We start from the raw sequence: 23,782 nt of genomic DNA, 5'->3' as shown, positions 1-23,782 counted from the left end.
GAAGCCCGCAGTGCCCCCCGGCACCGCGGGCTTCCGCGTGTCCGGGCCACTGTCCCCGCGACTGCCCCGCGGCGCCTTGCCCGGGGCTGCCACCCGTGTTTATAGTCAGGGTGACTATTAAAGGGAGCGGGTGGGCCGTATGGGCTGGAACACGAGCTGGACCGAGATCCTCGGCTTCGCCACGGGCGCCGTGTGCGTCTGGCTGGTGGCCCGGCAGCACATCGCCAACTGGCCGGTCGGGATCGCCAACAACCTCTTCTTCATCGTGCTGTTCACCCGGGCGGGCCTCTACGCCGACGCCGGGCTCCAGATCGTCTTCATCGCCCTCGCCGCCTACGGCTGGTGGTCCTGGACCCACGGGGGTGGACCAGGAACCGCCGGTGCCCTGCCGGTGCGCCGCACCACGCGCGCCGAATGGGCCTGGCTGCTGGTGGCGGGGGCGGTGGGGACCGCCGCCCTGACCCTGCTGCTCGGCCGGGTCAGCGACTCCACCGTCCCCTTCTGGGACGCCCTCACCACCGGGCTCTCCCTCATGGCCACCTACGGGCAGTGCCGCAAGCTCCTGGAGTCCTGGTGGCTGTGGATCGCCGCCGACCTCGTCTACATCCCGCTCTACGCGTACAAGGGGCTGTACCTGACCTCGGTCCTCTACGCGGGCTTCCTCGCCCTGTGCGTGGCCGGCCTCGTCGGCTGGCACCGCACGCTCCCGGCGCGCGGCGCCCGTACGGCCCTGGAGGCGACCGCATGAGCGGGCCGAAGCGCTACGGCCACGGGCTGGTGCTGGGCAAGTTCTACCCGCCGCACGCCGGCCACCACCACCTGGTGCGCACCGCCCAGGACCAGTGCGAGCGGCTGACCGTGCTGGTCTGCGCCGCCTCCGTCGAGTCGGTACCGCTCGCCGACCGGGTCGCCTGGATGCGCGAGGAGCACCCCGGCGCGGAGGTGGTCGGCGCGGTCGACGACGTCCCCGTCGACCTGCACGACCCCGGCATCTGGGAGGCGCACATGGCGATCTTCCGCGGCGCGGTGCGCCGGCGCGTGGACGCCGTCTTCACCTCCGAGGAGTACGGGAGCGAACTCGCCCGCCGCTTCGGCGCCGAGGAGGTCTGCGTGGACCCGGCGCGCAGCCTGTTCCCGGTGTCCGGGACCGCCGTGCGCGAGGACCCGGCCGCCACCTGGGAGTTCCTCGGACCCGGCGTACGGGCCGCCCTCACCCGCAGGGTCGTCGTCCTGGGCGCCGAGTCCACCGGCACCACCACCCTCTCGCGGGAGCTGGCCGCGCACTACCGCCGCCGCGGCGGGGTGTGGGCCAAGACCGGCTGGGTCGCCGAGTACGGACGGCGGTACAGCGAGGAGAAGCTCGCCGCCGCACGCGCCGTCGACCCGGCGGCCTCCTGGGAGGACGTGACCTTCACCTCGGCGGAGTTCCCGGTGATCGCCCGCCGCCAGGACGAGGAGGAGGAGCGGGCCGCCCGGCTCGGCTCTCCGGTGCTGTTCTGCGACACCGACTCCTTCGCCACCGGCATCTGGCACGCGCGCTACCTCGGCGGCCGCAACGCCGAGGTCGAGAGGATCGCCGCCCGCCGCCCCCGCGACCTGTACCTGCTCACCGACCACGAGGGAGTGCCCTTCGAGGACGACGGGCTGCGCGACGGACCGCAGCTCAGACCCTGGATGACCGCCCGCTTCCGCCGGGAGCTCACCCGCACCGGCAGGCGTTTCGCGGTCGTGAGCGGGGACCGGCGGACCCGGCTCGACGCGGCCGTGGCAGCGGTCGACGGCCTGCTCCGCGAAGGCTGGCACTTCGCCGCGCCCCTCCCGGAGCGCCGGTGAACTACGACCCGTACGCCTTCGAGCCCTTCGCGGTGACCGTCGACCTCGCCGTCCTCACCGTGCGCGGCGGCGCCCTGCACGTCCTGCTGATCCGGCGCGGCCAGGAACCGTACGCGGGCGCCTGGGCGCTCCCCGGCGGCTTCGTCCTGCCCCGGGAGTCCGCCGAGACGGCCGCCCGCCGGGAGCTCGAAGAGGAGACCGGCCTGCCGCCCGCGCTGGTCGCCGCCCTGCACCTGGAACAGCTGCGCACCTACAGCGAACCGGACCGCGACCCCCGCATGCGGGTCGTGTCGGTCGCCTTCACCGCCCTCGTCCCCGACATGCCCGAACCGGCCGCGGAGGGCGGCGGCGACGCCGACCGGGCCCGGTGGGTGCCTGTGGCCGGGGCCTCGGACCTCGCCTTCGACCACGGGCTGATCCTGGCGGACGCCCGGCGGCGGGTGGGCTCCAAGCTGGAGTACACCTGCCTGGCCACCGCCTTCTGCCCGCCCGAGTTCACCCTCGGGGAGCTCCAGGCCGTCTACGAGACCGTCTGGGACACCTCCCTGGACCGCCCCAACTTCCGCCGCAAGGTGCTCGCCACGCCCGGCTTCGTGCAGGCCGTGCCCGGCGCCGCCCGGCTGACCGGAGGCCGCGGCAAACCCGCCGCGCTGTACCGGGCCGGCCCGGCGACCACCCTCCACCCGCCCCTGCTCCGCCCCTCGGAAGGACCCACCCAGTGACCGCCACCAAGCGTGCCGCGACGGGCGCCCTCGTAGGCCTGGCCCTCGGCGACGCCCTCGGCTTCCCGACGGAGTTCAACGACGTCCCCTCGATCCTCGCCAAGACCGGCCCGTGGCGCCAGATGCGGCTGCCCCGGCCCGCGATCGTCACCGACGACACCCAGATGACCCTGGCCCTGGCGCGCGGCATACGGACCGCCGCCGAGCGCGGCAGCGTCGGCCCGCTGCGACTGGCCCGGCCGGTCCGCGAGGAGTTCGTCGAGTGGTACCGGTCCCCGGAGAACAACCGTGCGCCCGGCAACACCTGCCTGCGCGCCTGCGCCCTGCTCAAGGACCCCGGGCGCGACTGGCGGGAGGCCAGCCAGACCGGCTCCAAGGGCTGCGGCGCCAACATGCGCGTGGCCCCGGTGGGCCTCGTCCCCGGCTGGAGCGACGAGGAGCGGGCCGGCGCCGCCCAGCTCCAGTCGGCCCTCACCCACGGCCACCCCACCGCCCTGGCCGCCTCCGACCTGACCGCCCGCGCCGTGCACCTCCTCGCGCAGGGCGCCGAGGTCACCGGCCTGGTCGGGCAGCTGCGCTCGTACGCCCTGGAGAACCGCACCCGCTACCACGAGCGCTGGCTCGGCGACCTGTGGACGCGCACCGGCGCCGACGCCTCCCCGGAGTCCTTCATCGCCCGGGGCTGGGACGAGTGCCTGGCGGTCCTGGACCGGCTCGCGGCCGCCCTGCGCACCCCCTCCCCGGAGACCGACCCCTGCCTGACCACCGGCGAGGGCTGGATCGCCGAGGAGGCCCTGGCCACCGCCCTCCAGTGCTTCCTGCTCTTCCCGGACGAACCGCTCCTCGCGCTGCGCCGCGCCGCCTGCACCGCCGGCGACTCCGACTCCATCGCCTGCCTGGCCGGAGCCTTCGCCGGCGCCCACCTCGGCGCCGACGTCTGGCCCCGCGACTGGGAGGGCCGCATCGAGTACCGCGAGGAACTCCTCGCCTTCGGCACCCTCTGGGACGCGTGACCCGTGCTGGACGCCACGGGCATCGACCTCGCCCCCGTGGTCGCGGAGCAGCCCGACCCGCTGCTCTTCGCCACCGTCTCCGGGGCCCACCTGTACGGCTTCCCCTCCCGGGACTCCGACATCGACCTGCGCGGCGCCCACCTGCTGCCGCCGCGCGCCCTGCTCGGCCTGCGCGACCCGGAGGAGACCCGGACCCGCATGTGGCAGGACGACGGGGTCGAGCTGGACCTCGTCACGCACGACCTGCGCAAGTTCGTCCGCCTCATGCTGCGGCGCAACGGCTACGTGCTGGAACAGCTGCTGTCCCCGCTCGTGGTCCACACGACCGAGGCGCACGCGGAGCTGGCCGCGCTGGCCCCGGGCGTGCTCACCAACCACCACGCCCACCACTACCGGGGCTTCGCCACCACCCAGTGGCGGCTCTTCGAGAAGACGACCGAGCTGAAACCCCTGCTCTACGCCTTCCGCGCGCTGCTCACCGGCATCCACCTCATGCGCTCCGCCGAGGTGCAGGCGCACCTGCCCACCCTGCTCGGGGAGGTTCCGGAGGCGCCCGCATACCTGGCCGGGCTGATCGAGGCCAAGGCGGCCGCCGAGCACGGCGGGTACGAAGGGCCCTCGGCCGAGGCGGTCGCGCGGGACCTGGACGCGCTGCACGCGGTGCTGGACGCGGCGCAGGCCGGCACGGCGCTGCCGGAGTACGTGAGCGCGTACGAGGAGCTCGACGAGTTCGTCGTGCGCCACCGCGCGGGGCTCTAGAGGGCCGAGGCGCGGCGGGTGCGGTGGAGGAAGTCCGCGACGCGGGCCTCGTCCGGGCCGTCGGGGAGCGGGCTGGTGGAGAGGGCCGCCTCGGACTCCTCGGCGAGGCGGGCCATCCAGGCGTCGACCTCGTCCCAGCCGACCTCGCCCCGCTTGACCGCGAGGAACCGCTCGCGGTCGGGGCCCGCCGCGATCGTGAGGCGGCCGGTGCGCAGCAGGTCGCGGCAGGAGGCCAGCAGGCGCAGCAGGTGCATGGCGTGCTTCCAGCGCGGGGCGCCGTGGACGCGGACGTCCGCGAGGAGCTTGCGGTGCTGGGAGACCGCGTACCGGCTGAAGGTGGTGTGGGCCCGGCGGGAGAGGAAGGCCCCGCGCAGGGACAGCAGTTCCTCGCCGACCGGGGTGAGCCGCTCCACCAGCGGGGAGTGCAGGCACTCCAGGATGTTCGGGTTGGCGCGCAGGGCCAGCTCGCAGAAGCGTTCCAGCTCCCAGGAGAACTCCTCCTCCCGGGGCCCCTCGACATGGGTCGGGGGCTTCTCGAACCGCCAGAAGAGCGGCGTGGGGGCGAGGTAGACACCGCGCCGGTCGGTGTCGCTCGCCTCCGTGGCCAGTCCGAAGGCGCGGGAGCCCATCACGCAGGCGTAGATCGTGTGGTCCCGGACCAGGGTGAGGTCGTCCATCCCGGGAGGGTAGGCGGGGCGGCGCCCGCTAGGCGAGCGAGATTTCCCCCTCCGGCGACACGGTGATCTTCTTCTCCGCGAGCGGCTTGACCGCGGGCCCGTGGACCACGGCCCCGTCGGCGACCTTGAACTTGCTGCCGTGGCAGGGGCAGTCGATCGTGCCGTTCTCGACCTTGTCCACCAGGCAGCCCTGGTGCGGGCAGACGGCCGTGAAGCAGCGGAAGGAGCCGGCCGTCGGCTGGGTGACCACCACCTTCTGCTCCTTGATGACGGTGCCGCCGCCGACCGGTACCGCGGCGGCCTTCACCAGCGGCTCCGCGCCCGCGCCCGGCGCGGAGGCCCCGGGGGACGCGCCGCCCGTCTGCCCGGCGGACGCGTTGCCGGCGCCGGTGCCGGGCTTGTCCGTGTCGGACCCGCAGGCGGCGAGGGTGCCGCCCGCCAGGACGGCGGCTCCGGCCGCCAGTACGGTGCGCCGGGCGGTGTTCGAGTCGGTCATGCGGGGCTCCTTGCTGGATGGCCGGGATGCGAGGTGCATCCTGGCGTGCGCCGGGCCCCAGGAGAAGCCCGCCACACCGTCCGTCTCACTCCGCGAGCCAGGGGACCAGGTCCGCCGGGCCGCCGGAAGTGCGTACGACCTCCCACACGCGGGACACGGCGTCGCGGTTCAGCGGTCCGTGGACGTGGGGGTACGGGTCCCCGGGCCCCGTCCGGCGGACCTCCGCCGTCAGGGCGGCCTCGTCCAGCTCCACGGCGAGCAGCACGCCGGCCACCCCGCGGTAGTGGGAGTCCGCGATGGCCAGCATGGTGGCCCGGTCCGCCGAACAGTGCACGAAGCCCTCGGCGGCGAGCGAGCCGGGGGCGTACGGGGAGCCGGGAGCCGCGCTCCAGTCGGCGAGCGGAACGATGTGGAAGATCATGCCGGTGGTTCTACCGCACCCTGCCGGACGGCCGTGCGCCAGGTGGCGGTACGGGGTGATCCGGGTGACATTGTCCGTGTCTCGCAGCCGGGCCCGTCGCTGACGCGCGTGCGCCCGGTCCCCCTTCGAAAGGCACACAGGACATGGCGGGCAATGACCTCGGTTCACTCCTCGGCGGACTCCTCGGCGGCGGCCAGGGCGGCGGCAGCGCCGGCGGCGGCTCGGCGGCCGGCGGGGGCGACGTCCTCGGCGCGCTCCTCGGCGCCCTGCTGGGCGGCGGCGGTGCCGCGGGCGCCCCGGCCGCGGGCGCCCGGGGCGGGGCGGACAACCCCCTCGGCGGGCTGCTGGACATGCTGACCAGGTCCGGGCTCGCCGACCAGGCGCAGTCCTGGATCGGCACCGGCGAGAACCAGCCCGTGAGCGGCTCCCAGATCAAGGAGGCGCTCCCGGACGACGCCCTCCGGCAGGCTGCCCAGCAGGCCGGCGTCAGCCCCGACGAGGCCGCCGACCAGCTGGCGCGGACGCTCCCGCAGGCCGTCGACAAGCTGACCCCGAACGGACAGGTCCCGACCGAGTCGCTGGAGGAGATCATCCGGAAGCAGAACCTCTGATCCGGCGAGATCGTCCACGAGGACCCGGCACCGTCCACAGGGCGGACCGCCGGGTCCTCTCGCGGTACCGAGTGGCTACCCTGAGTCAGGCCCGGCCCCGTCGTTACGTGATCACCCTTGGAGCACCCCGTGAGAACCGCCGTCGTCATCGGAACCGGACTGATCGGCACCTCCGCGGCGCTCGCCCTGACCGCCCGGGGCATCAGCGTCCACCTCGCCGACCACGACCCGGCGCAGGCCCGCACGGCCGCCGCCCTGGGCGCCGGCACCGACGACGCCCCCGAGGGCCAGGTGGACCTCGCGATCGTCGCCGTACCGCCGGCCCACGTCGCCGCCGCCCTGGCCGACGCCATCGGACGCGGCCTCGCCCGCGCCTACGTGGACGTGGCCAGCGTCAAGGGCGGCCCGCGCCGCGAGCTCGCGGCGCTGGGCGCCGACACCTCCGCCTACATCGGCACCCACCCCATGGCCGGCAAGGAGCGCTCCGGCCCGCTGGCCGCGACGGCCGATCTGTTCGAGGGCCGGCCCTGGGTGCTGACCCCGACCCGGGAGACCGACCACGAGGTCCTCAACCTGGCCCTGGAACTCGTCGCGCTGTGCCGGGCCGTCCCCGTCGTGATGGACGCCGACGCCCACGACCGGGCGGTGGCCCTCGTCTCGCACACCCCGCAGCTGGTCTCCAGCATGGTCGCCGCCCGCCTGGAGGAGGCGGACGAGACGGCCGTCCGGCTGTGCGGGCAGGGCATCCGCGACGTGACCCGCATCGCCGCCTCCGACCCCCGGATGTGGGTGGAGATCCTCTCGGCCAACCCGGGACCGGTGGCCGACGTCCTCGCGGGCATCGCCGCCGACCTGGCGGAGACCGTCGAGGCGCTGCGCGGCCTCCAGTCCGCCGACGAGGCCGCGCGCAAGGGCGGCGCGGCCGGCATCGAGGACGTCCTCAGGCGCGGCAACGCCGGCCGGGTCCGGGTCCCCGGCAAGCACGGCGCGGCGCCCATGGCGTACGAGACCGTGGGCGTGTTCATCAGCGACAAGCCGGGTGAGCTGGCGCGGATCTTCGCGGACGCCGGCCGCGCCGGCGTCAACGTCGAGGACGTGCGGATCGAGCACGCCACCGGCCAGCAGGCCGGCCTGGTGCAGCTCATGGTGGAACCCCGGGCGGTCGCCGCCCTGACCGCCGAGCTGCGCGAGCGGGGCTGGGCGCTGCGGCAGCAGTAGCCGTGCCCCGGCGGTCGTCCCCGGCGGCGGGTCCCCGGCGGCGGGTCCCCGCAGCCGGGCGCGACCGGCCGGGAACGGCGGGCCCCCGGGGCCGGTAACCTGGTGCGGGGGCGCCTTTGGCGCGCCCGCACACGTACGCGCAACCAGGAAGGTGCCCGCACCGTGGAAACCGCCGCTCCGTCCGCCGTGATCGTCGCCATCGACGGTCCCTCCGGCACGGGCAAGTCCAGCACCTCCAAGGCCGTGGCCGCCAAGCTCGGGCTGCGCTACCTGGACACCGGTGCCCAGTACCGGGCCATCACCTGGTGGATGATCACCAACGGCGTCGACACCGACGACCCGCAGGCCATCGCCCTCGCCGCCGGCAAGCCGGCCATCGTCTCCGGCACGGACCCGGCCGCCCCCACCATCACGGTGGACGGCCTGGACGCCTCCGGCCCGATCCGCACCCAGGAGGTCACCTCCAAGGTCAGCGCCGTCAGCGCCGTCCCCGAGGTGCGCGCCCTGATCACCGACCTCCAGCGCTCCATCGCCGCCGAGGCGGCCCAGGAGGCCGACGGGATCGTCGTCGAGGGCCGGGACATCGGCACCACCGTCCTGCCCGACGCCGACCTCAAGGTCTTCCTGACGGCCTCGCCCGAGGCCCGCGCCGCCCGCCGCAGCGGCGAACTGCGCGGCAAGGAGGCCACCGACCTCGCGGCCACCAGGGAAGCGCTGATCAAGCGGGACGCAGCCGACTCCGGCCGCAAGACCTCCCCGCTGGCCAAGGCCGGCGACGCCGTCGAGGTCGACACCACCGAACTCACCCTCGACCAGGTCATCGAATGCGTCGTGACCCTGGTCGAAGAGCGGCGCGCCAAGTGAGCGGTACGCCCTCCCCCAGGGGTGCGGCGGTCGGCAGGCGCATCGGCATCGGCCTCATGTATGGGCTGTGGAAGCCGCGCGTGCTGGGCGCCTGGAAGGTGCCCGCCTCCGGCCCCGTCATCCTGGCCGTGAACCACGCGCACAACATCGACGGACCCATGGTCATGGGCACCGCGCCGAGGCCGCTGCACTTCCTGATCAAGAAGGAGGCGTACGTCGGCCCGCTCGGCCCGTTCCTGGAGGGGATCGGGCAGGTGAAGGTGGACCGCGCCGGCACCGACCGCACCGCGATCAGCCGCGCCCTGGGCGTGCTGGAGAACGGCGGCGCCCTGGGGATATTCCCCGAGGGCACCCGGGGCGAGGGGAACTTCGCGTCCCTGCGCGCCGGGCTCGCCTACTTCGCCGTCCGCAGCGGTGCCCCGGTCGTCCCCGTGGCCGTCCTGGGCAGCACCGAGGCCAAGGGCCGCATCGTCAAGGGCCTGCCGCCGCTGCGCAGCCGGGTCGACGTGGTCTTCGGCTCCGCCTTCGACGCCGGCGACGGCACGGGCCGTCGTACGCGCACCGCGCTGGACGAGGCCACCGCACGCATCCAGGGACGGCTGACCGCCCACCTGGCCGACGCCAAGCGCCTCACCGGGCGCTGAGCGAGACTTGAACCCAGTAGTGGAACCGCGCTGCGCGGGTGCCACCGATCACCACGAACGACGAGGAACGGACTTCATGAACGACCAGTACGACCACGGAGCACTTGGCGATGCCGAGTACGCGGAGTTCATGGAGCTCGCCGCGGAGGAAGGCTTCGACCTCGAAGAGGTCGAAGGCGCGATCGAGGAGGCCGGACACGGCCCGCTCCCCGTCCTCGCCGTCGTCGGCCGCCCGAACGTGGGCAAGTCGACCCTGGTGAACCGCATCATCGGCCGCCGCGAAGCGGTCGTCGAGGACAAGCCGGGCGTCACCCGCGACCGCGTCACGTACGAGGCCGAGTGGGCCGGCCGCCGCTTCAAGGTCGTCGACACCGGCGGCTGGGAGCAGGACGTCCTCGGCATCGACGCCTCCGTCGCCGCCCAGGCCGAGTACGCCATCGAGACCGCGGACGCCGTCGTCTTCGTCGTGGACGCCAAGGTCGGCGCCACCGACAGCGACGAGGCCGTCGTCAAGCTGCTGCGCCGCGCCGGCAAGCCCGTCGTCCTGTGCGCCAACAAGGTCGACGGCCAGAGCGGCGAGGCCGACGCGGCCTACCTGTGGTCCCTGGGCCTCGGCATGCCATACCCGGTCTCCTCGCTGCACGGCCGCGGCACGGGCGACATGCTGGACGCCGTCCTCGAGGTCCTGCCCGAGGCCCCCGCGCAGACCTTCGGCGGCACGGCCATCGGCGGACCGCGCCGCATCGCCCTCATCGGCCGCCCGAACGTCGGCAAGTCCTCCCTGCTGAACAAGGTCGCCCGCGAGGACCGCGTCGTCGTCAACGAGTTGGCCGGCACCACCCGCGACCCGGTCGACGAGCTGATCGAGCTCGGCGGCGTCACCTGGAAGTTCGTGGACACCGCGGGCATCCGCAAGAAGGTCCACCTCCAGCAGGGCGCCGACTACTACGCCTCGCTGCGCACGGCCGCCGCCGTGGAGAAGGCGGAGGTGGCGGTCATCCTGATCGACACCACCGAGAACATCAGCGTCCAGGACCAGCGCATCATCACCATGGCCGTCGAGGCCGGCCGTGCGATCGTCATCGCCTACAACAAGTGGGACGAGCTGGACGAGGAGCGCCGCTACTACCTCGAACGCGAGATCGAGACCGAGATGCAGCAGGTCTCCTGGGCGCCCCGCGTCAACGTCTCCGCGAAGACCGGCCGCCACATGGAGAAGCTGGTCCCGGCGATCGAGGCCGCCCTCGCGGGCTGGGAGACGCGCGTCCCCACCGGCCGGCTGAACGCCTTCCTCGGCGAGATCGTCGCGGCCCACCCGCACCCGATCCGCGGCGGCAAGCAGCCCCGCATCCTGTTCGGTACCCAGGCGGGCAGCAAGCCGCCGCGGTTCGTCCTCTTCGCCTCCGGCTTCCTGGAGCACGGCTACCGGCGCTTCATCGAGCGCCGCCTGCGCGAGGAGTTCGGCTTCGAGGGAACCCCGCTGCACATCTCGGTGCGGGTGCGCGAGAAGCGCGGCGCGCAGTACAAGAAGAAGAAGTAGCGGCGCTCCGGGGTCAGTAGCCCCGGCGCGGAGCGGGCGGCAGGGCCGCCGGGATGTGCTGCATCCCGGTCTGGTGCTGCCGCCCGCCGCCGTATCCGGAGCCGGCGCCCGCGTACGAGTACAGCGGCTGGACCACCTGCTGCGGGACGTACGAGGGCTGCCAGCCGTCGGCCTGCTGCCACGGGGAACCGCTCCAGCCGCTACCGGCGCCGCCGCCGTAGGAGCCGACCGTACCGGCCGTGCCGCCGCCGTACGGGGTTCCGCCGTACCCGGTGCCGTACGAGAACGCGGTGAAGCCGAGGTCCTCCTCGCCCGTACGGTCGCCCGGCAGCGCCCGGAAGGCGCGCAGGTACTCCGAGTACAGGCTGTCGTAGATCGGGGTGTGCGAGGCGCTGCTCGCACGGAACGGGGCGCGGGAGGGGTCGTATGAATGCACGTATCAGCCAACGAAACCGGCGGCCTGCGGATGCGGGGTGACGGGGCGGAAAACGCAGATCGCCGGGGGTGCGCGGGACGGACCGCGCACCCCCGGCGCATGCCGTCCGGCCCCCTCGGCAGGGGCGGACGGCCGTTCCGGCGGGAAGGGGTGGGGCTCAGGCGCCCGGCGTACCGGCCAGCGGCATCGAGGCGCCGACCAGCTTGCCGTTGCTCGCGGCCTTGTCCAGGGCGTCGCGGAGCAGGTCCTCGCGCGGCTGCTGGCCGATGGAGCCGACCGGGGCGGCGTAGATGAGCACGCGCTGCGTCTTGTTGACGGCGGCCCGCCAGCCGTCGGTGACGCCCAGCGCCTGGTGGGCCTGCCACCAGGCCACCTGCGGCCCGCCGTCGGTGCCGGGCTGGAGCACGGCGTGCAGCTGCCCGGCGGCCAGCAGGACCGACCAGCCGGCCAGGGGGGAGGGGACCTCGTTGGTGTCGGTGACCGGGATGAAGCCCTGCTCGATGAGGAGGGGGAGGAAGTCGTCGCCGGGGCCGGTGGTGCCGGGGCGGGCGATGGGCGCGGTCGGCTCGACGACCAGCGCCGGGTGCAGCTCCCCGGCGATCAGGACGAGGCCGCTGGTGATGCCGAGGACGGCCTGGCCTCCGGGGACGGACTGCGGGGACTCCGCGCCGGCCTGCTCGGGGGCGGGGGCCGGGCTGTCGCCGGTGATGCTGCGCACCGCACCCTGGAGCTGCTCCTCGGAGACGGGCACGACCTGGGAGGGGATGCAGTCGGCGTGGGCGAAGGCGAGGACGGCGGTCTCCTCGCCCACGAACAGCACGGTGCTGGTGCGGACCGTCTCCGGGTCGCCGGGGGTGCGGCAGGAGGTGCAGTCGTAACTGCCCGGGGCGTCGTCGCCGGTGAGCAGCCTGTCGGCTTCTTCGTCACCGATCTCGGCACGTACCTCATCACTGACGTCGAGCATGCGCGGCACGGGGTGGCTCCTCATTCGTGCGGAGGCCGGGGGGTTCCCGGCTCGCCGGGATCAACGGATCGGCGGCGGCCGGGGTCACGCCGTTTGAGGGAACGGAATCGAACCGGCCACCCGGAAGAGTGAACCGTCCGACCGCGGCTTTCCTTTCGTGTCAACTGTTGTTCTTCCATGTGCAGTTGGAGCCGCTTTCCGAACGTCTCGGGGGTGTGTGGGTCGTCCGGTGCGTCAGCCGTCCGGGTGGAGCGCGGGGGAGTGCCGCGTGGCGGGGCGGGAGCGGCGGCGGGGGGCTCCGTAGCGTGTGCCGATGCCCGATCTGTGTACGCGGAGGGCGGCGGCCGCGGTGGTGGCCGCGGCGGTCGCCGCGCTGGTGCTCGTTCTCCCGTCGGGTGCCGGCGCGGCCGCCGCGCCCCCACCGCCGGCACCGGGCCCCGCGGGGGCCGCGCACCCGGGCTCGCCGGGCGTGATCGGGACGGGGCCGGGGGACTGCGGGCCGGGCGGGGAGTGGCCCTGGGACTGCGTCGCGGACTGCGAGAGCAGCGGGCGCTGGGCGGTGAACACGGGCAACGGCTTCTACGGGGGCCTGCAGTTCTGGCAGCCGACCTGGGAGGAGCACGGGGGGCTGGCGTACGCGGCGCGGGCGGACCTTGCCACCCGGGACCAGCAGATCCGGATCGCGGAGGAGCTGCTGGCGGTGCAGGGGTGGGAGGCGTGGCCGGTGTGCGCGAAGCGGTACGGGCTGGCGGGGCGGATGCACGTGGTGCGGGCGGGGGACACCCTCGAGGGCATCGCGCACCGCCGCCGGATCCTCGGCGGGTGGCGCCCCCTGTACGAAGCCAACCGCCCCCTGATCGGCCCGGACCCCGCCCGCCTGACCCCGGGCACCCTCCTCACCCTCCCCCCACCGAAACCGACCCCTGCCGGTCCGGCCCTGTCGAAGCCGACCCCTTCCGGTCCGGCCCCACCGAAACCGACCCCTGCCGGTTCTGCCCCGTCGAAGCCGACCCCTTCCGGTCCGGCCCTGTCGAAGCCGGCCCCGGCGGCCCCGGCGGGGAAGCCGTCGCCCGCCGGGGCGGCGGTTCCCAAGCCGGCCCGCGCGCCGGGGAGCTGAGGTCGTCCGCTGTCTGCGGGTGGGCCGCTGCGCGGGGCTGGGTCCCCTACCCGCCCTTCCACCGTTCCCAGGGGCGCTGCCCCTGACCCCGGTACGGGCGCTGCGCGCCCGTCGCCTCAATCGCCGGCGGGGCTGAAGTCAGCCCCGCCGGCGCTTGAGGCGCGGGTCCGGGCGGAGCCCGGGGAACGGGCGAAGGGCGGGTAGGGGACCCAGCCCCGCGCAGCGGCCCGCACCGCGCGCGCCCCAGCTGCCGTCGGCCCCGCCCCGGCCCGGGCCGCCCGCGCCCCAGCCGTCGTCGGCGCCGGCCCCGCCCCAGCCGTCGTCGGCGCTGCCCCGCCCCGGCCGTCGTCGGCGCCGCCACGGGGCCGGGGGACGGGGTGACGGGGCCGCGAGGAGAATGGCGGGGTGCTTGAGACCTCCGCGCGACTGCTGCGCCTGCTGTCCCTGTTGCAGGCCCACCGGGAATGGACCGGTGCCGACCTCGCCGACCGGCTCGGGGTGACCCCCCGGACCGTGCGGCGGGACGTCGACAGGCTCCGGGAGCTCGGGTACCCCGTGAACGCCAGCCCCGGCACCGGCGGCGGGTACCAGCTCGGGGCGGGGGCCGAGCTGCCGCCGCTGCTGCTGGACGACGACGAGGCCGTCGCGGTCGCCGTCGGCCTGCGCACGGCCGCCGGCAACGGCGTCGAGGGGATCGGGGAGGCCTCCGTACGGGCCCTGGCCAAGCTGGAGCAGGTGCTGCCGTCGCGGCTGCGCCGACGGGTCTCCGCGCTCAACGAGTTCACGGTGCCCATGCTGCGCGGGCCGGGCCGCGACACCGTCGACCCGGCCGTGCTCACCGACCTCGCCGCCGTCTGCCGGGACGGCGAGCGGCTCCGGTTCGGCTACCGGGACCACGGCGGCAGCGTCAGCCGCCGCACCGTCGAGCCGCACCGGCTGGTGTGCTCCGAGCGCCGCTGGTACCTCGTCGCCTGGGACCTCGACCGGGAGGACTGGCGGACCTTCCGCGCGGACCGGATCGAGCCCCGCCCGCCGCACGGCCCGCGCTTCGTCCCGCGCCCGGCCCCCGCCGAGGACCTCGCCGCGTACGTGTCCCAGGGCGTGTCGCACCGCGCGTACGCGGCCCGGGCCGTGGTGCGGCTGCGCGTCCCGGCGCAGGAGGCGGCGCGGATCGTCGGGCCCTCGGACGGGGTGCTGGAGCCGGTCGACGCGGAGAGCTGCCTGCTGCGCACCGGGGCGGTGAGCCTCGACGTCCTGGTGATTCACGTCATGCTGATCGGCTGTGAGTTCGAGGTGGTGGAGCCGCCCGAGCTGACGGACCGGATCCGGGCTCTGCGGGACCTTCTCGGGCGGGCCGTCGAAGCCCCGCGGGAGTAAGTCCGGGGCGGGGAATTCGGGTTGCGCGGCGGAATTCGAAAGGGGGCCCGTAAAGCGGGGATTACCGCGGGCGACCGTCGACAACCCGTGACACAAGCGTGACCCGGTACGGAGGAACATCCGCTCAGCGGGCTGACGCGTCCGGGTATATGAACGCCGACGGCGGGCCGGTCCGTCGGACCGGCCCGCCGTTCTCGCGGTGCGGGGTGGGGCTGTGCGTACCGGCCCCGCGTCGGGTCAGCCCCCGGTGGCCGGGCGGGCCGAGGCCCCCCGGGCGGAGGCCCGCTCGGTGTGCGCCGGCCGGCGGCTGCCGCCCGGGGTGATCGGGGTGCGCTCGGAGCGGATGACGTGCTGCCGGGCGACCTGGTGCGTGTGCGCGGCGGGGCGCAGCGCGGGGGAGTGCCCGGCGGGGGCCTGGGCGGCGGCGGCCGCCGGGACCCCGTCCTCGGCGGCGGGGGTGCGTCCGCGCTGCCACTTCCCGCCCGCGGAGAGCAGCGGGGTGAGCGCGGCGGCGACCGGTTCGGAGACCCGGCCCTCCTCCAGCCGGCGGCGCCACTGCTCGCGCAGTCCGAAGACGTAGGCCTCGGTGCGGGCGATGAGCGGCTCGAACCAGGGCAGCGCCAGCATGATGAGGAGCCCGGCGGTCCAGCCGAGGAGCACGTCGCTCACCCAGTGGGTGCCGAGGTACACGGTGGTGGCGCCGACGCTCAGCGAGAGGACGCCGGAGAGGATGGACAGCACCCGCCGGGTGACGGTGGTGGAGGCCAGGTAGGCCAGGATCCCCCAGGTCACGACGGCGTTGGCGGTGTGGCCGGAAGGGAATATATCGCCGCCGGCGAAGAGCTCGGCGGAGCCGATCTGGGTGGCGTAGTGCGGGCCGAGCCGGCCGAGGCCGAGCTTGACGGAGCCGACGGTGATGTTCAGGAGCAGCAGCGCCACGCCGAGTGCGATCAGCGGGCGGAGGGTGTGCTGGCGCCAGGAGCGCCAGCCGAGCCAGGCCGCGACCATCACCGCGGTGGGTCCGCGCTGGCCGAGTACGACGAGGTAGTCGAGGAAGGCGTGCACCTGCGGCCACTGCTCGTAGGGCCGGAAGAACATGATCTGCCAGTCCAGGCGGACGAGCCAGGAGGTCGTCAGCACGAGCACGACGATCACCAGGTAGAAGGCGAGCGTCGCGGAGAGGAGCACGATGCGGTGCCGGCTCATCTGCGGAGTTTGCAGATGAGCCGGTCGCTCTGGTTCCCGGTCGAGCCGGGCGAACACCGGCTCCAGACGGGCAAGCATTTGGTCAGTACGCACTCAATCGACGTTACCGCGCGTCGAAGCGCACCCCGGGCGAATCGCGCGCTTTGTGATGACCATGTGATGTGGAGTGCGTCTCACGGGGGACTTAATTCGCCTTGTTCCGGCACTTGTTGGAACTCCCCGGATTCAACTCCGGGAGTACTGCCGCCGCAATTATCGGCATACTTACACGGTATTTATCGCGGCGGCTCAATTCCTTTGCACAACCATGGATTGGAATGATCCATTCCGTGATCGCCCCGGCCCGTCCTACGGGGGGCCCGAACCGTTCAGCCAGAACGCCCCGTACACCGCCGAGGCCAGCGCCAGCACGACCGGCACGGCCGCCGCCCGCCCCGTCCGCCACCGCGCCAGGGCCACCGCCGGGGGCAGCATCAGCGGGAACGCCGGCAGCAGCAGCCGGGGCTTGGAGCCGAAGTACCCGGAGGCGCACAGGGCCAGCGCCACCACGATCCCGCAGTACACCAGCAGCGCGGCCGGCTGCCGGTCGCGCACGCACAGCCGGTACAGCCACAGCACCAGCAGCACCCCGGCGATCAGCCCCGCCCCGGCGGCGAAGGCGGGGGAGGCCAGCCGCGCCCCGACGAACCGCGCGAAGGCCCAGCCCCCGTCGAAGCCGTTGCCCCAGCCCGCCTGCACGTCCAGGTAGCCCGTCGGCCCGCCGCCGGTCCGGGCCCCCACCCACAGCGCGTACGCCGCCGCCCCGAGCGGGGCCAGCAGCACCCCGGCCGCCATCCGCCACGAGCGCTCCCCGCGCCGCCAGGCCAGGGCCGCCGCCACCCACACCGCCGCGACCACCGCCGCCCCGACCGGCCGGGTCAGCCCCGCCCCCGCCGCGAGCAGGCCCGCCACGACCCACCGCCCGCGCAGCACCGCGTACAGCGCCCAGGCGGCCAGGGCGGTGAACAAGGACTCGCTGTACGCCATGGACTGCACGATCCCCACCGGCAGCGCCGCCCACAGCGCCACCGCGAGCACCCCGGCACGCCGCCCGTGCAGCAGGTCGGCGACGGCGAAGACGCCCCACGCGGCGGCGAGCCCCGCCACCGCCGAGACCACCAGGCCCGCCGACCCGTACGACAGCCCCGTCGGCGCCGCCACCAGCCGCTCCAGCCACGGCAGCAGCGGGAAGAACGCCAGGTTCGAGTGGACGGCCCCGCTCGGCAGGACCACCTCGTACCCGTACCCCTCGGCGGCGATCCGCGCGTACCAGAGGGAGTCCCAGCGGGCCGAGAGCAGGGTGTGCGGGCTGCTGCCGGCCGCCGCGCACCACAGCGCGAGCACCGCCAGCCCCAGCAGCCGCACCGCGGCGAAGGCCGCGAGCGCGGGGGCGGCACGGCGGAGTCCGGGGTACTTCGCGGGGGCGGCGTCAACGGGCACAGTGGTCACGGGGACGAGTATCGGCGCCGCGACCGGCGAAGACGAAAACCGTGGACACGGAGCGTGAGCGGGCGTGCGCGCGGGGGGAGGGCGGGCCGGGGCGCGTGGCGCACACCACACGTCGGCCGCCGCCGGGATGAGAGCTTGGCCACGTGGCGGGCACGCGAACTCGCGTACGCTGACCCTTCACTCGCGTGTCGATGCCGGACCCCGTAGGACGCCGCACAGCGCACCACCCCGCGGCGGTCCACGACGCTGTCCGCCGAGTGCGAGGGACCACCTGGGAGGTACGAGCATGTCGGGGACGAACACGGCCGGCGACAGGAAGCCCTCCCTCCGGCAGCGGGTCGCCGCCGCCTCCGGCGGGGCCAACCGCTGGGTGGTCCTGGCGGTCCTGTGCGTCAGCCTCGTGCTCGTCGCGCTCGACGCGACCATCCTGCACGTGGCCGTCCCCTCCGTCACCGAGGACCTGCGCCCCGGCTCCCAGGAACTCCTGTGGATCGTCGACGCGTACCCGCTGGTCTGCGCCGCGCTCCTGATCCTCTTCGGCACCCTCGGCGACCGCGTCGGCCGCCGCCGGATCCTGCTCCTCGGCTACACCCTCTTCGGCGTCGCCTCCGCCATCGCCGCACTCGCCGACAACGCCCAGGTCCTGATCGCCGCCCGCGCCCTGCTCGGCGTCGGCGGGGCGATGATCATGCCGGCCACCCTGTCGATCCTGCGCCAGGTCTTCCCCGACCGGCGCGAGCGCGCCCTCGCCATCGGCATATGGACCGCCGTCGCCGCGGTCGGCGCGGCCAGTGGCCCCGTGCTCGGCGGCTTCCTCGTCCAGCACTTCTGGTGGGGCTCGGTCTTCCTCATCAACATCCCGCTGATGGCCCTGATCCTCCCGCTCGGCCGCTGGCTGCTGCCCGAGTCGAGGGGCTCGGCCGACGGGCCCTGGGACGTGCTCGGCGCGCTGATGGCCGCCGCCGGCGTCCTCGGCGCGGTGCTCGGCATCAAGCGGATCGGCGCGGAACGGCAGCTCTCCGATCCCGGGGCACTGGTCCCGCTGCTGCTCGGAGTGCTCCTGCTGGTCCTCTTCGTACGCCGCCAGAAGCGGCGCGAGCACCCGCTGATCGACATGCGGATGTTCTCCCGGGCCGCGTTCTCCACCTCCGTCGGCTGCATCGTGCTCGCCATGCTGGCGCTGGTCGGGCTGGAGCTGCTCGCCGTCCAGTACCTCCAGCTGGTGCTGGAGCTCAGCCCGCTGGAGACCGGTCTGCGGCTGCTGCCGCTGACCTTCGCCGCCATGGCCGCCGGTGCCACCGGCTCCTACACCCTCCAGCGGGTCGGCCCGCGCACGATGGTCTCGCTGGGCTTCGTGCTCACCGCCGGCGCGGTGCTGCTGCTGACGCTGATGGGCCACGACGACCGGCCCGTCCTGCTGACCACCGGCTTCATCCTGCTCGGCTTCGGGCTCCAGACCACCCTCTTCGCCGCGTACGAGTCCATGCTGAGCGAGGCCCCGGTGGACGCCGCCGGCGGCGCCGCCTCCATAGGCGAGACCTCCTACCAGCTCGGCGCGGGCATGGGCATCGCCCTGCTGGGCAGCGTGATGAACGCCGCCTACCGGCCCGGCCTGCTCGACGTCCCCGGCGTGCCCGCCGCGGACTCGGCCGGCGCCGCGAACTCCCTCGGCGAGGCCTACAAGATCGCCGCCCACCTCGGCGGAGCGGCGGGGGAGTCCCTGCACACGGCCGCCCGGAACTCCTTCGTGCACGGGCTGCACGTCACCCTCGTCGTGAGCGCCTGCCTGCTGTTCGCGGGGGCCGTGATGGCGCTGAAGCTGCCGCGCACCATGGAGAACGCCGAGCCGGACGGGGGCGCCGGGTGCGGTGCGACCGCCGTGGACGCGGACGCCGATGCCGGGGCCGCCGTACGCCTGCCCGCGCAGCCCGCGGCCCCCTCCCGGCCGGCCCCCGGGGCGCGGATCCCCGCCCCGGCGCAGCACGAGCGCGATCCCGCGGTCGGCGGCAGGCCCGGCCGCCAGGGCTGAGCCGCTCCCCCCTGCCGGAGCCGGGGGTGGACCCGGGGCCCGGTCGGCGACAAACTTGCACCGCTAGGTTTCGCCCCACGTGGCCGCCGGGAGGCCCCTTTGTCCGCGCCGAAGACCCCGTTCGCCCCCACCGACCCGCTCGGACTCGACGAGCTGCTCGGCCCCGAGGACCTCGCCGTCCGCGACACCGTCCGCTCCTGGGCCGCCGACCGGGTCCTGCCGCACATCGCCCAGTGGTACGAGGACGGCGAGCTCCCGCAGATCCGCGAGCTGGCCCGCGAGCTCGGCTCCATCGGCGCGCTCGGCATGTCCCTGACCGGCTACGGCTGCGCCGGCGCGAGCGCCGTCCAGTACGGCCTGGCCTGCCTGGAACTGGAGGCCGCCGACTCCGGGATCCGCTCGCTGGTCTCCGTCCAGGGCTCCCTCGCCATGTACGCGATCTGGAAGTACGGCTCGGAGGAGCAGAAGCAGCGGTGGCTGCCCGGCATGGCGGCCGGCGAGCTGATCGGCTGCTTCGCGCTGACCGAGCCCGACATCGGCTCCGACCCGGCCGCCATGCGCACGTACGCCAAGCGCGACGGCTCCGACTGGGTGCTGAACGGCCGCAAGATGTGGATCACCAACGGCTCGGTGGCCGCCGTGGCCGTCGTCTGGGCCCAGACGGACGAGGGGATCCGCGGCTTCGCCGTCCCCACGGACAGCGCGGGCTTCTCGGCGCCGGAGATCAAGCACAAGTGGTCGCTGCGCGCGTCGGTGACGAGCGAGCTGGTGCTGGACGACGTACGGCTGCCCGCGGACGCGGTGCTTCCGGAGGTCACGGGGCTCAAGGGTCCGCTGGGCTGCCTGAGCCACGCCCGGTACGGGATCATCTGGGGGTCGATGGGCGCGGCGCGCGCCAGCTTCGAGGCGGCGCTCGACTACGCGAGGACGCGGGAGCAGTTCGGCCGGCCGATCGGCGGCTTCCAGCTCACCCAGGCCAAGCTCTCGGACATGGCGCTGGAACTCCACAAGGGCATCCTGCTCGCCCACCACCTGGGCCGGCGCATGGACGCGGGCACCCTGCGGCCGGAGCAGATCAGCTTCGGCAAGCTCAACAACGTCCGCGAGGCCATCGACATCTGCCGCACCGCGCGGACCATCCTCGGGGCCAACGGGATCTCCCTGGAGTACCCCGTCATGCGGCACGCGACCAACCTGGAGTCGGTCCTCACCTACGAGGGCACCGTCGAGATGCACCAGCTGGTCCTGGGCAAGGCGCTCACCGGGCTCGACGCCTTCCGGTAGGCCGGTGAGGATCCCCCGCCTACCGCTGGGAGGTACCCCCGGGCTCAGCTCTGGTTGAAGAAGTCGCGGGAGCGGCCGCCCGCCTCACCGCTGACGATCTGGGTGTCGGCCGGGGTCAGGAGGAAGACCCTGGTCGCCACCCGTTCGATCGACCCGCGCAGCCCGAAGGTCAGGCCGGCCGCGAAGTCGACGACGCGCTTGGCGTCGGTGGGGTCCATCGACGACAGGTTCACGATGACCGGGACGCCCTCGCGGAACAGCTCGCCGATGCCGCGCGCGTCGCGGAAGCCGTCGGGGGTCACGGTCGCGATGCGGCGCCCGCGCTCGACCGCGGAATCCGAGGCCACCTTCACCCGGGGGTCGGTGACCCACTGGTCGCCGGGGCCGGAGACCGAGCCCTGCTGGCGTTCCACCGCCTCCGCGTAGTCGTCGTCGTAGTACCGCTCGTCGTCGCTGTCCTCTACGAGACCCAACCACGCACTCGCCTTGCGTACCGAACCCATGGACGCCTCCTTTCACCGTGGCCAGTCTGTCTTCTTCTCCGCTGCCCCTATGGTCGTCCATGATGCTGACAACGCGCCAAGTGGATAGCCGCCGCGCAGATGTTTCGTGACGGGACTGGTGCAGAACATCCGTTGCACGGACGAGCTTCCCGGACGCTACCGCTGCTGACTGAGTGAAAATACGACCACTGCCGCCGTCCGGGTGAGGCACTGGGGCGTACGAGTGATCGGCCCGGCTGGATACGATGCCCCGGAATCTTGCGTATGACACACGGGGGAAGCGGTTGTTCGGCATCGTCAGACCTTGCGCGCACCGGCTGGGCGAGCGCTTCAAAACGGAGTGGATGGCCCATCTGTGCGGCCTCTGCCTGGCACTTCGCGGTGACCACGGGCAGTTCGCCCGGATCGTCACCAATTACGACGGGCTGCTGGTCTCCGTCCTGACGGAGGCTCAGGCCGGTCCGCTGCCCGGCGCCCGGCGCACCGCAGGACCCTGCCCGCTGCGCGGCATGCGCACCGCTCCGGTCGCCAACGGCGAGGGCGCCCGGCTCGCCGCCGCCGTGTCGCTCGTGCTGGCCTCGGCGAAGGTGCGGGACCACGTGGCCGACCGGGACGGCCTGTTGGCCCGCGCGCCGATCGCCGCCGCCGCGCGCAAGGTGGCCCGGGGCTGGGACCGGGCCGGCGCCCGCACCGGCGCCTCGCTCGGCTTCGACACGGCGGTGCTCGTGGACGCCGTGGACCGCCAGGGCGGCATCGAGAGCCTGGCCGGCCCCGGCACCTCCGTGCTGGTGGTCACCGAGCCGACGGAGACCGCGACCGCGGCCGCCTTCGCGCATACCGCGGTCCTGGCGGGACGGCCAGGCAACGGCGCGGCCCTGGCCGAGGCCGGCCGGTACTTCGGGCGGCTCGCGCACCTGCTGGACGCCGTCGAGGACCAGGCCGCCGACGCGCGGACGGGCGCCTGGAACCCGCTCACCGCCACCGGCACCTCCCTCGCCGAGGCCCGCCGGCTGTGCGACGACGCGCTGCACGGGATACGGCTGTCCCTGCGCGAGGTGGAGTTCGCCGACGCGGGGCTCGCCCACCGGCTGCTGGTGCACGAGCTGCGCACCTCCGTGGACCGGGCGTTCGGCAGCTCCTCGTGCGGGCACACGGCGACGAACTCGGCGGGCCAGGGGTACGGGCAGCCTCCCCAGGGGTACGGGCAGCAGGGGTACGGGCAGCCCCCGCAGGGATACGCGGCCGGGTACGGCCAGGGCGGTCCGTACGCCGGCGGCCAGGCGAACCCGTACGCCCCCGGCGGGCCCGGGATGCCGCCGCCGATGGGCCCGGGCGGCCCCGGCGGTGGCGGTGGCGGCGGATTCGGCGGGCTCCCCCCGCAGAGGCCGCGCCGCGGCCTGCTGGCCGGCTGCGCGGTGGCCATCGGCCTCTTCTGCACCTGCCAGCTCTGCTGCACGGAGCACGAGGGCCCCTGGTCCCGGCAGAAGCGCGACCCCTGGTGCGACGCCTGCGAGTGCTGCGAGAACTGCGACTCCTGCAGCAACTGCTGTGATTGCTGCAACTGCGACGGCTGCTGCTGCGACGGGTGCGGCTGCGACTGCTGAGGCGGCGTCAATTCCCCCAGGTCCGGACGGGTTACCGGAAGGTTCCCGCCCGGTCCGCGGGGGAAGGGCTGAGCGGCATGAGCGACGACGCGGAAACCAAGGCCTGGCGGGAGTGGCACGAGCACCGGACGGCCACCGTCTCCGCCCCGTACGGACCCCTCGCCCTGACGGGCACGCACTGGCTCGCCGACTACCCGGAAGGTCGACTTCCGGCCGTTCCGGGGCACTGGCGCGCCCACGACGGCGGGGTCCTGCTGACGGCCCGCGCCGAGGAGGGCGTCGAGCTCGACGGGCGGCCCCTCATAGGGGAGGCCGCCCTCGCCGCGGACGAGGGCCGGCCCGCGCACTCCCGGCTCGCGGCCGGGGAGGTACGGCTCGTGGTGATCCGGCGTGAGGGGCAGTGGGCGGTCCGCGTCTACGACCCCGCCGCCCCGGCCCGGCGCGCCTTCGCCGGCGTCGAGGCCACCCCGTACGACCCCGCCCTCGCGCTGCCGGGGCACTTCCGCCCGTACCCCGAGCGCAGGACCGTCGAGGTGGAGAACGCCGACGGGCACGCCCGGGGCCTCGGCCTCGGCGGCGAGCTGACCTTCGTCCGCGCGGGCGTCGTGCACGCCCTCCAGGTGGCCGTGGACGAAGCCGACGGCAGCCTCTGGGCCGTCTTCGCGGACGCCACCAGCGGCGGCTCGAGCTACCGCTTCCGCTTCCTGCACCCCGGCACTCCCGCCCCGGACGGGTCCCTCACGGTCGACTTCAACCGGGCCCAACTCCCGCCCTGCGCCTTCGCCGACCACTTCATCTGCCCGTTCCCGCCGCCCGGGAACACCCTGCCCTTCGCGGTCGCCGCCGGCGAGCGACGGCTGAAAGGCGCCCTTGCCGCCGGTAACTGACGCCAGGACACTCCCGTTCAGCGTCACCCGGCGGACTTGTCAGGGTCACGACGAGAGTGCGGCTTCCCGGCCGCGCCCCCGCAGTGTCC

22 protein-coding genes and 2 pseudogenes are annotated in these 23,782 nt (G+C 74.4%); 16 read left to right on the top strand and 8 right to left on the bottom strand.

Annotated features, from left to right (window positions below; translation table 11 throughout):
• Positions 1-139: 139 nt before the first annotated feature.
• From pnuC to D1J60_RS08305, 5 genes are read left to right on the top strand one after another with little or no spacing between them, the layout of a single operon-like run.
• Positions 140-748 carry a nicotinamide riboside transporter PnuC gene (pnuC, locus tag D1J60_RS08325; protein WP_125820679.1) on the top strand — a complete coding sequence of 203 codons (609 nt, stop codon included), beginning with the start codon at positions 140-142 and terminating at the stop codon, positions 746-748.
• On the top strand, positions 745-1,833 hold the full coding sequence (locus tag D1J60_RS08320) for an AAA family ATPase (RefSeq protein ID WP_125820678.1): 1,089 nt from the start codon (positions 745-747) through the stop codon (positions 1,831-1,833). Before pnuC ends, D1J60_RS08320 begins: the two co-directional genes overlap by 4 nt.
• Positions 1,830-2,555 carry an NUDIX domain-containing protein gene (locus D1J60_RS08315; RefSeq protein ID WP_241253182.1) on the top strand — a complete coding sequence of 242 codons (726 nt, stop codon included), beginning with the start codon at positions 1,830-1,832 and terminating at the stop codon, positions 2,553-2,555. The genes D1J60_RS08320 and D1J60_RS08315 overlap by 4 nt, the downstream gene beginning before the upstream one ends.
• Entirely contained in the window at positions 2,552-3,568 is a 1,017-nt protein-coding gene (locus D1J60_RS08310; protein WP_125820677.1) for an ADP-ribosylglycohydrolase family protein, read from the top strand. The genes D1J60_RS08315 and D1J60_RS08310 overlap by 4 nt, the downstream gene beginning before the upstream one ends.
• Before the next feature lie 3 nt (positions 3,569-3,571).
• Positions 3,572-4,327, top strand: a complete 756-nt coding sequence (locus tag D1J60_RS08305; RefSeq protein ID WP_125820676.1) for a nucleotidyltransferase domain-containing protein — start codon at positions 3,572-3,574, stop codon at positions 4,325-4,327.
• On the opposite strand, the gene D1J60_RS08300 is transcribed toward D1J60_RS08305, so the two are convergent.
• The 3 genes from D1J60_RS08300 to D1J60_RS08290 form a co-directional block, all read right to left on the bottom strand.
• Positions 4,324-5,004 carry a nucleotidyltransferase domain-containing protein gene (locus D1J60_RS08300; protein ID WP_125820675.1) on the bottom strand — a complete coding sequence of 227 codons (681 nt, stop codon included), beginning with the start codon at positions 5,002-5,004 and terminating at the stop codon, positions 4,324-4,326. The two genes, D1J60_RS08305 and D1J60_RS08300, sit on opposite strands and share 4 nt — an antisense overlap.
• 28 nt (positions 5,005-5,032) lie before the next feature.
• Positions 5,033-5,500, bottom strand: a complete 468-nt coding sequence (locus D1J60_RS08295; RefSeq protein ID WP_125820674.1) for a Rieske (2Fe-2S) protein — start codon at positions 5,498-5,500, stop codon at positions 5,033-5,035.
• Between the two features lie 85 nt (positions 5,501-5,585).
• Positions 5,586-5,921 (bottom strand): DUF952 domain-containing protein, encoded by a 336-nt coding sequence (locus tag D1J60_RS08290; RefSeq protein WP_125820673.1) that lies wholly within the window; start codon positions 5,919-5,921, stop codon positions 5,586-5,588.
• A 143-nt stretch (positions 5,922-6,064) separates the two neighbouring features.
• On the opposite strand from D1J60_RS08290, the gene D1J60_RS08285 reads away from it, so the two are divergent.
• The 5 genes from D1J60_RS08285 (at position 6,065) to der (ending at position 10,798) form a co-directional block, all read left to right on the top strand.
• A complete protein-coding gene (locus D1J60_RS08285; RefSeq protein ID WP_125820672.1) occupies positions 6,065-6,532 on the top strand; it encodes a YidB family protein in 468 nt (155 codons plus the stop codon).
• A gap of 129 nt (positions 6,533-6,661) precedes the next feature.
• Positions 6,662-7,750, top strand: a complete 1,089-nt coding sequence (locus D1J60_RS08280) for a prephenate dehydrogenase (protein WP_125600071.1) — start codon at positions 6,662-6,664, stop codon at positions 7,748-7,750.
• 162 nt (positions 7,751-7,912) lie between these two features.
• Positions 7,913-8,614 carry a (d)CMP kinase gene (gene cmk, locus D1J60_RS08275; RefSeq protein WP_125600074.1) on the top strand — a complete coding sequence of 234 codons (702 nt, stop codon included), beginning with the start codon at positions 7,913-7,915 and terminating at the stop codon, positions 8,612-8,614.
• Positions 8,575-9,258: a lysophospholipid acyltransferase family protein gene (locus D1J60_RS08270; protein ID WP_125820671.1), complete on the top strand. Its 684-nt coding sequence runs from the start codon at positions 8,575-8,577 to the stop codon at positions 9,256-9,258. The genes cmk and D1J60_RS08270 overlap by 40 nt, the downstream gene beginning before the upstream one ends.
• Positions 9,259-9,334: 76 nt before the next feature.
• Entirely contained in the window at positions 9,335-10,798 is a 1,464-nt protein-coding gene (gene der / locus D1J60_RS08265) for a ribosome biogenesis GTPase Der (RefSeq protein WP_125600081.1), read from the top strand.
• Between the two features lie 13 nt (positions 10,799-10,811).
• On the opposite strand, the gene D1J60_RS08260 is transcribed toward der, so the two are convergent.
• Entirely contained in the window at positions 10,812-11,234 is a 423-nt protein-coding gene (locus D1J60_RS08260; protein ID WP_125820670.1) for a hypothetical protein, read from the bottom strand.
• Positions 11,235-11,391: 157 nt separating this feature from the next.
• Entirely contained in the window at positions 11,392-12,207 is an 816-nt protein-coding gene (locus D1J60_RS08255) for a hypothetical protein (RefSeq protein ID WP_125820669.1), read from the bottom strand.
• Between the two features lie 304 nt (positions 12,208-12,511).
• On the opposite strand from D1J60_RS08255, the pseudogene D1J60_RS37965 reads away from it, so the two are divergent.
• Positions 12,512-13,108: pseudogene (locus D1J60_RS37965) on the top strand (transglycosylase family protein); the annotation flags it as partial.
• 612 nt (positions 13,109-13,720) lie between these two features.
• A pseudogene (locus D1J60_RS08245) lies at positions 13,721-14,674 on the top strand (YafY family protein); the annotation flags it as partial.
• A gap of 255 nt (positions 14,675-14,929) precedes the next feature.
• On the opposite strand, the gene D1J60_RS08240 reads toward D1J60_RS08245, so the two are convergent.
• Both D1J60_RS08240 and D1J60_RS08235 read right to left on the bottom strand, forming a co-directional pair.
• Entirely contained in the window at positions 14,930-15,991 is a 1,062-nt protein-coding gene (locus D1J60_RS08240) for a phosphatase PAP2 family protein (protein WP_125820666.1), read from the bottom strand.
• A gap of 255 nt (positions 15,992-16,246) precedes the next feature.
• Entirely contained in the window at positions 16,247-17,377 is a 1,131-nt protein-coding gene (locus D1J60_RS08235) for a glycosyltransferase family 39 protein (protein WP_125823921.1), read from the bottom strand.
• A gap of 295 nt (positions 17,378-17,672) precedes the next feature.
• Between D1J60_RS08235 and D1J60_RS08230 the strand changes: the two genes are divergently transcribed.
• Both D1J60_RS08230 and D1J60_RS08225 read left to right on the top strand, forming a co-directional pair.
• A complete protein-coding gene (locus D1J60_RS08230) occupies positions 17,673-19,415 on the top strand; it encodes an MFS transporter (protein WP_125820665.1) in 1,743 nt (580 codons plus the stop codon).
• A 99-nt stretch (positions 19,416-19,514) separates the two neighbouring features.
• The gene (locus D1J60_RS08225) at positions 19,515-20,699 is read left to right on the top strand and encodes an acyl-CoA dehydrogenase family protein (protein WP_125820664.1); all 1,185 of its coding nucleotides are present in this window, start codon (positions 19,515-19,517) and stop codon (positions 20,697-20,699) included.
• Positions 20,700-20,743: 44 nt separating this feature from the next.
• Here D1J60_RS08225 and sepF read toward each other — a convergent pair whose 3' ends face one another.
• Positions 20,744-21,202 carry a cell division protein SepF gene (gene sepF, locus D1J60_RS08220; RefSeq protein WP_007263282.1) on the bottom strand — a complete coding sequence of 153 codons (459 nt, stop codon included), beginning with the start codon at positions 21,200-21,202 and terminating at the stop codon, positions 20,744-20,746.
• Positions 21,203-21,486: 284 nt separating this feature from the next.
• Between sepF and D1J60_RS08215 the strand changes: the two genes are divergently transcribed.
• On the top strand, positions 21,487-22,806 hold the full coding sequence (locus D1J60_RS08215) for a DUF5685 family protein (protein ID WP_125820663.1): 1,320 nt from the start codon (positions 21,487-21,489) through the stop codon (positions 22,804-22,806).
• Positions 22,807-22,883: 77 nt separating this feature from the next.
• Positions 22,884-23,693 (top strand): DUF1684 domain-containing protein, encoded by an 810-nt coding sequence (locus D1J60_RS08210; protein ID WP_125820662.1) that lies wholly within the window; start codon positions 22,884-22,886, stop codon positions 23,691-23,693.
• Positions 23,694-23,782: the final 89 nt, after the last annotated feature.

This window comes from Streptomyces sp. W1SF4 (assembly GCF_003950035.1).
In the GTDB taxonomy this organism is placed as follows: Bacteria; Actinomycetota; Actinomycetes; order Streptomycetales; family Streptomycetaceae; genus Streptomyces; species Streptomyces racemochromogenes.
Note: the sequence above shows the minus strand (reverse complement) of the source record. Positions and strands in the feature narration are given on the sequence as shown.

Bases quoted from the DNA above. Each gene is read 5' to 3' on its own strand.
- pnuC (WP_125820679.1), top strand. From the start codon at position 140: ATGGGCTGGAACACGAGCTGGACCGAGATCCTCGGCTTCGCCACGGGC.
- D1J60_RS08320 (WP_125820678.1), top strand. From the start codon at position 745: ATGAGCGGGCCGAAGCGCTACGGCCACGGGCTGGTGCTGGGCAAGTTC.
- D1J60_RS08300 (WP_125820675.1), bottom strand. From the start codon at position 5,004: ATGGACGACCTCACCCTGGTCCGGGACCACACGATCTACGCCTGCGTG.
- D1J60_RS08295 (WP_125820674.1), bottom strand. From the start codon at position 5,500: ATGACCGACTCGAACACCGCCCGGCGCACCGTACTGGCGGCCGGAGCC.
- D1J60_RS08290 (WP_125820673.1), bottom strand. From the start codon at position 5,921: ATGATCTTCCACATCGTTCCGCTCGCCGACTGGAGCGCGGCTCCCGGC.
- D1J60_RS08285 (WP_125820672.1), top strand. From the start codon at position 6,065: ATGGCGGGCAATGACCTCGGTTCACTCCTCGGCGGACTCCTCGGCGGC.
- D1J60_RS08270 (WP_125820671.1), top strand. From the start codon at position 8,575: ATGCGTCGTGACCCTGGTCGAAGAGCGGCGCGCCAAGTGAGCGGTACG.
- der (WP_125600081.1), top strand. From the start codon at position 9,335: ATGAACGACCAGTACGACCACGGAGCACTTGGCGATGCCGAGTACGCG.
- D1J60_RS08230 (WP_125820665.1), top strand. From the start codon at position 17,673: ATGTCGGGGACGAACACGGCCGGCGACAGGAAGCCCTCCCTCCGGCAG.
- sepF (WP_007263282.1), bottom strand. From the start codon at position 21,202: ATGGGTTCGGTACGCAAGGCGAGTGCGTGGTTGGGTCTCGTAGAGGAC.
- D1J60_RS08210 (WP_125820662.1), top strand. From the start codon at position 22,884: ATGAGCGACGACGCGGAAACCAAGGCCTGGCGGGAGTGGCACGAGCAC.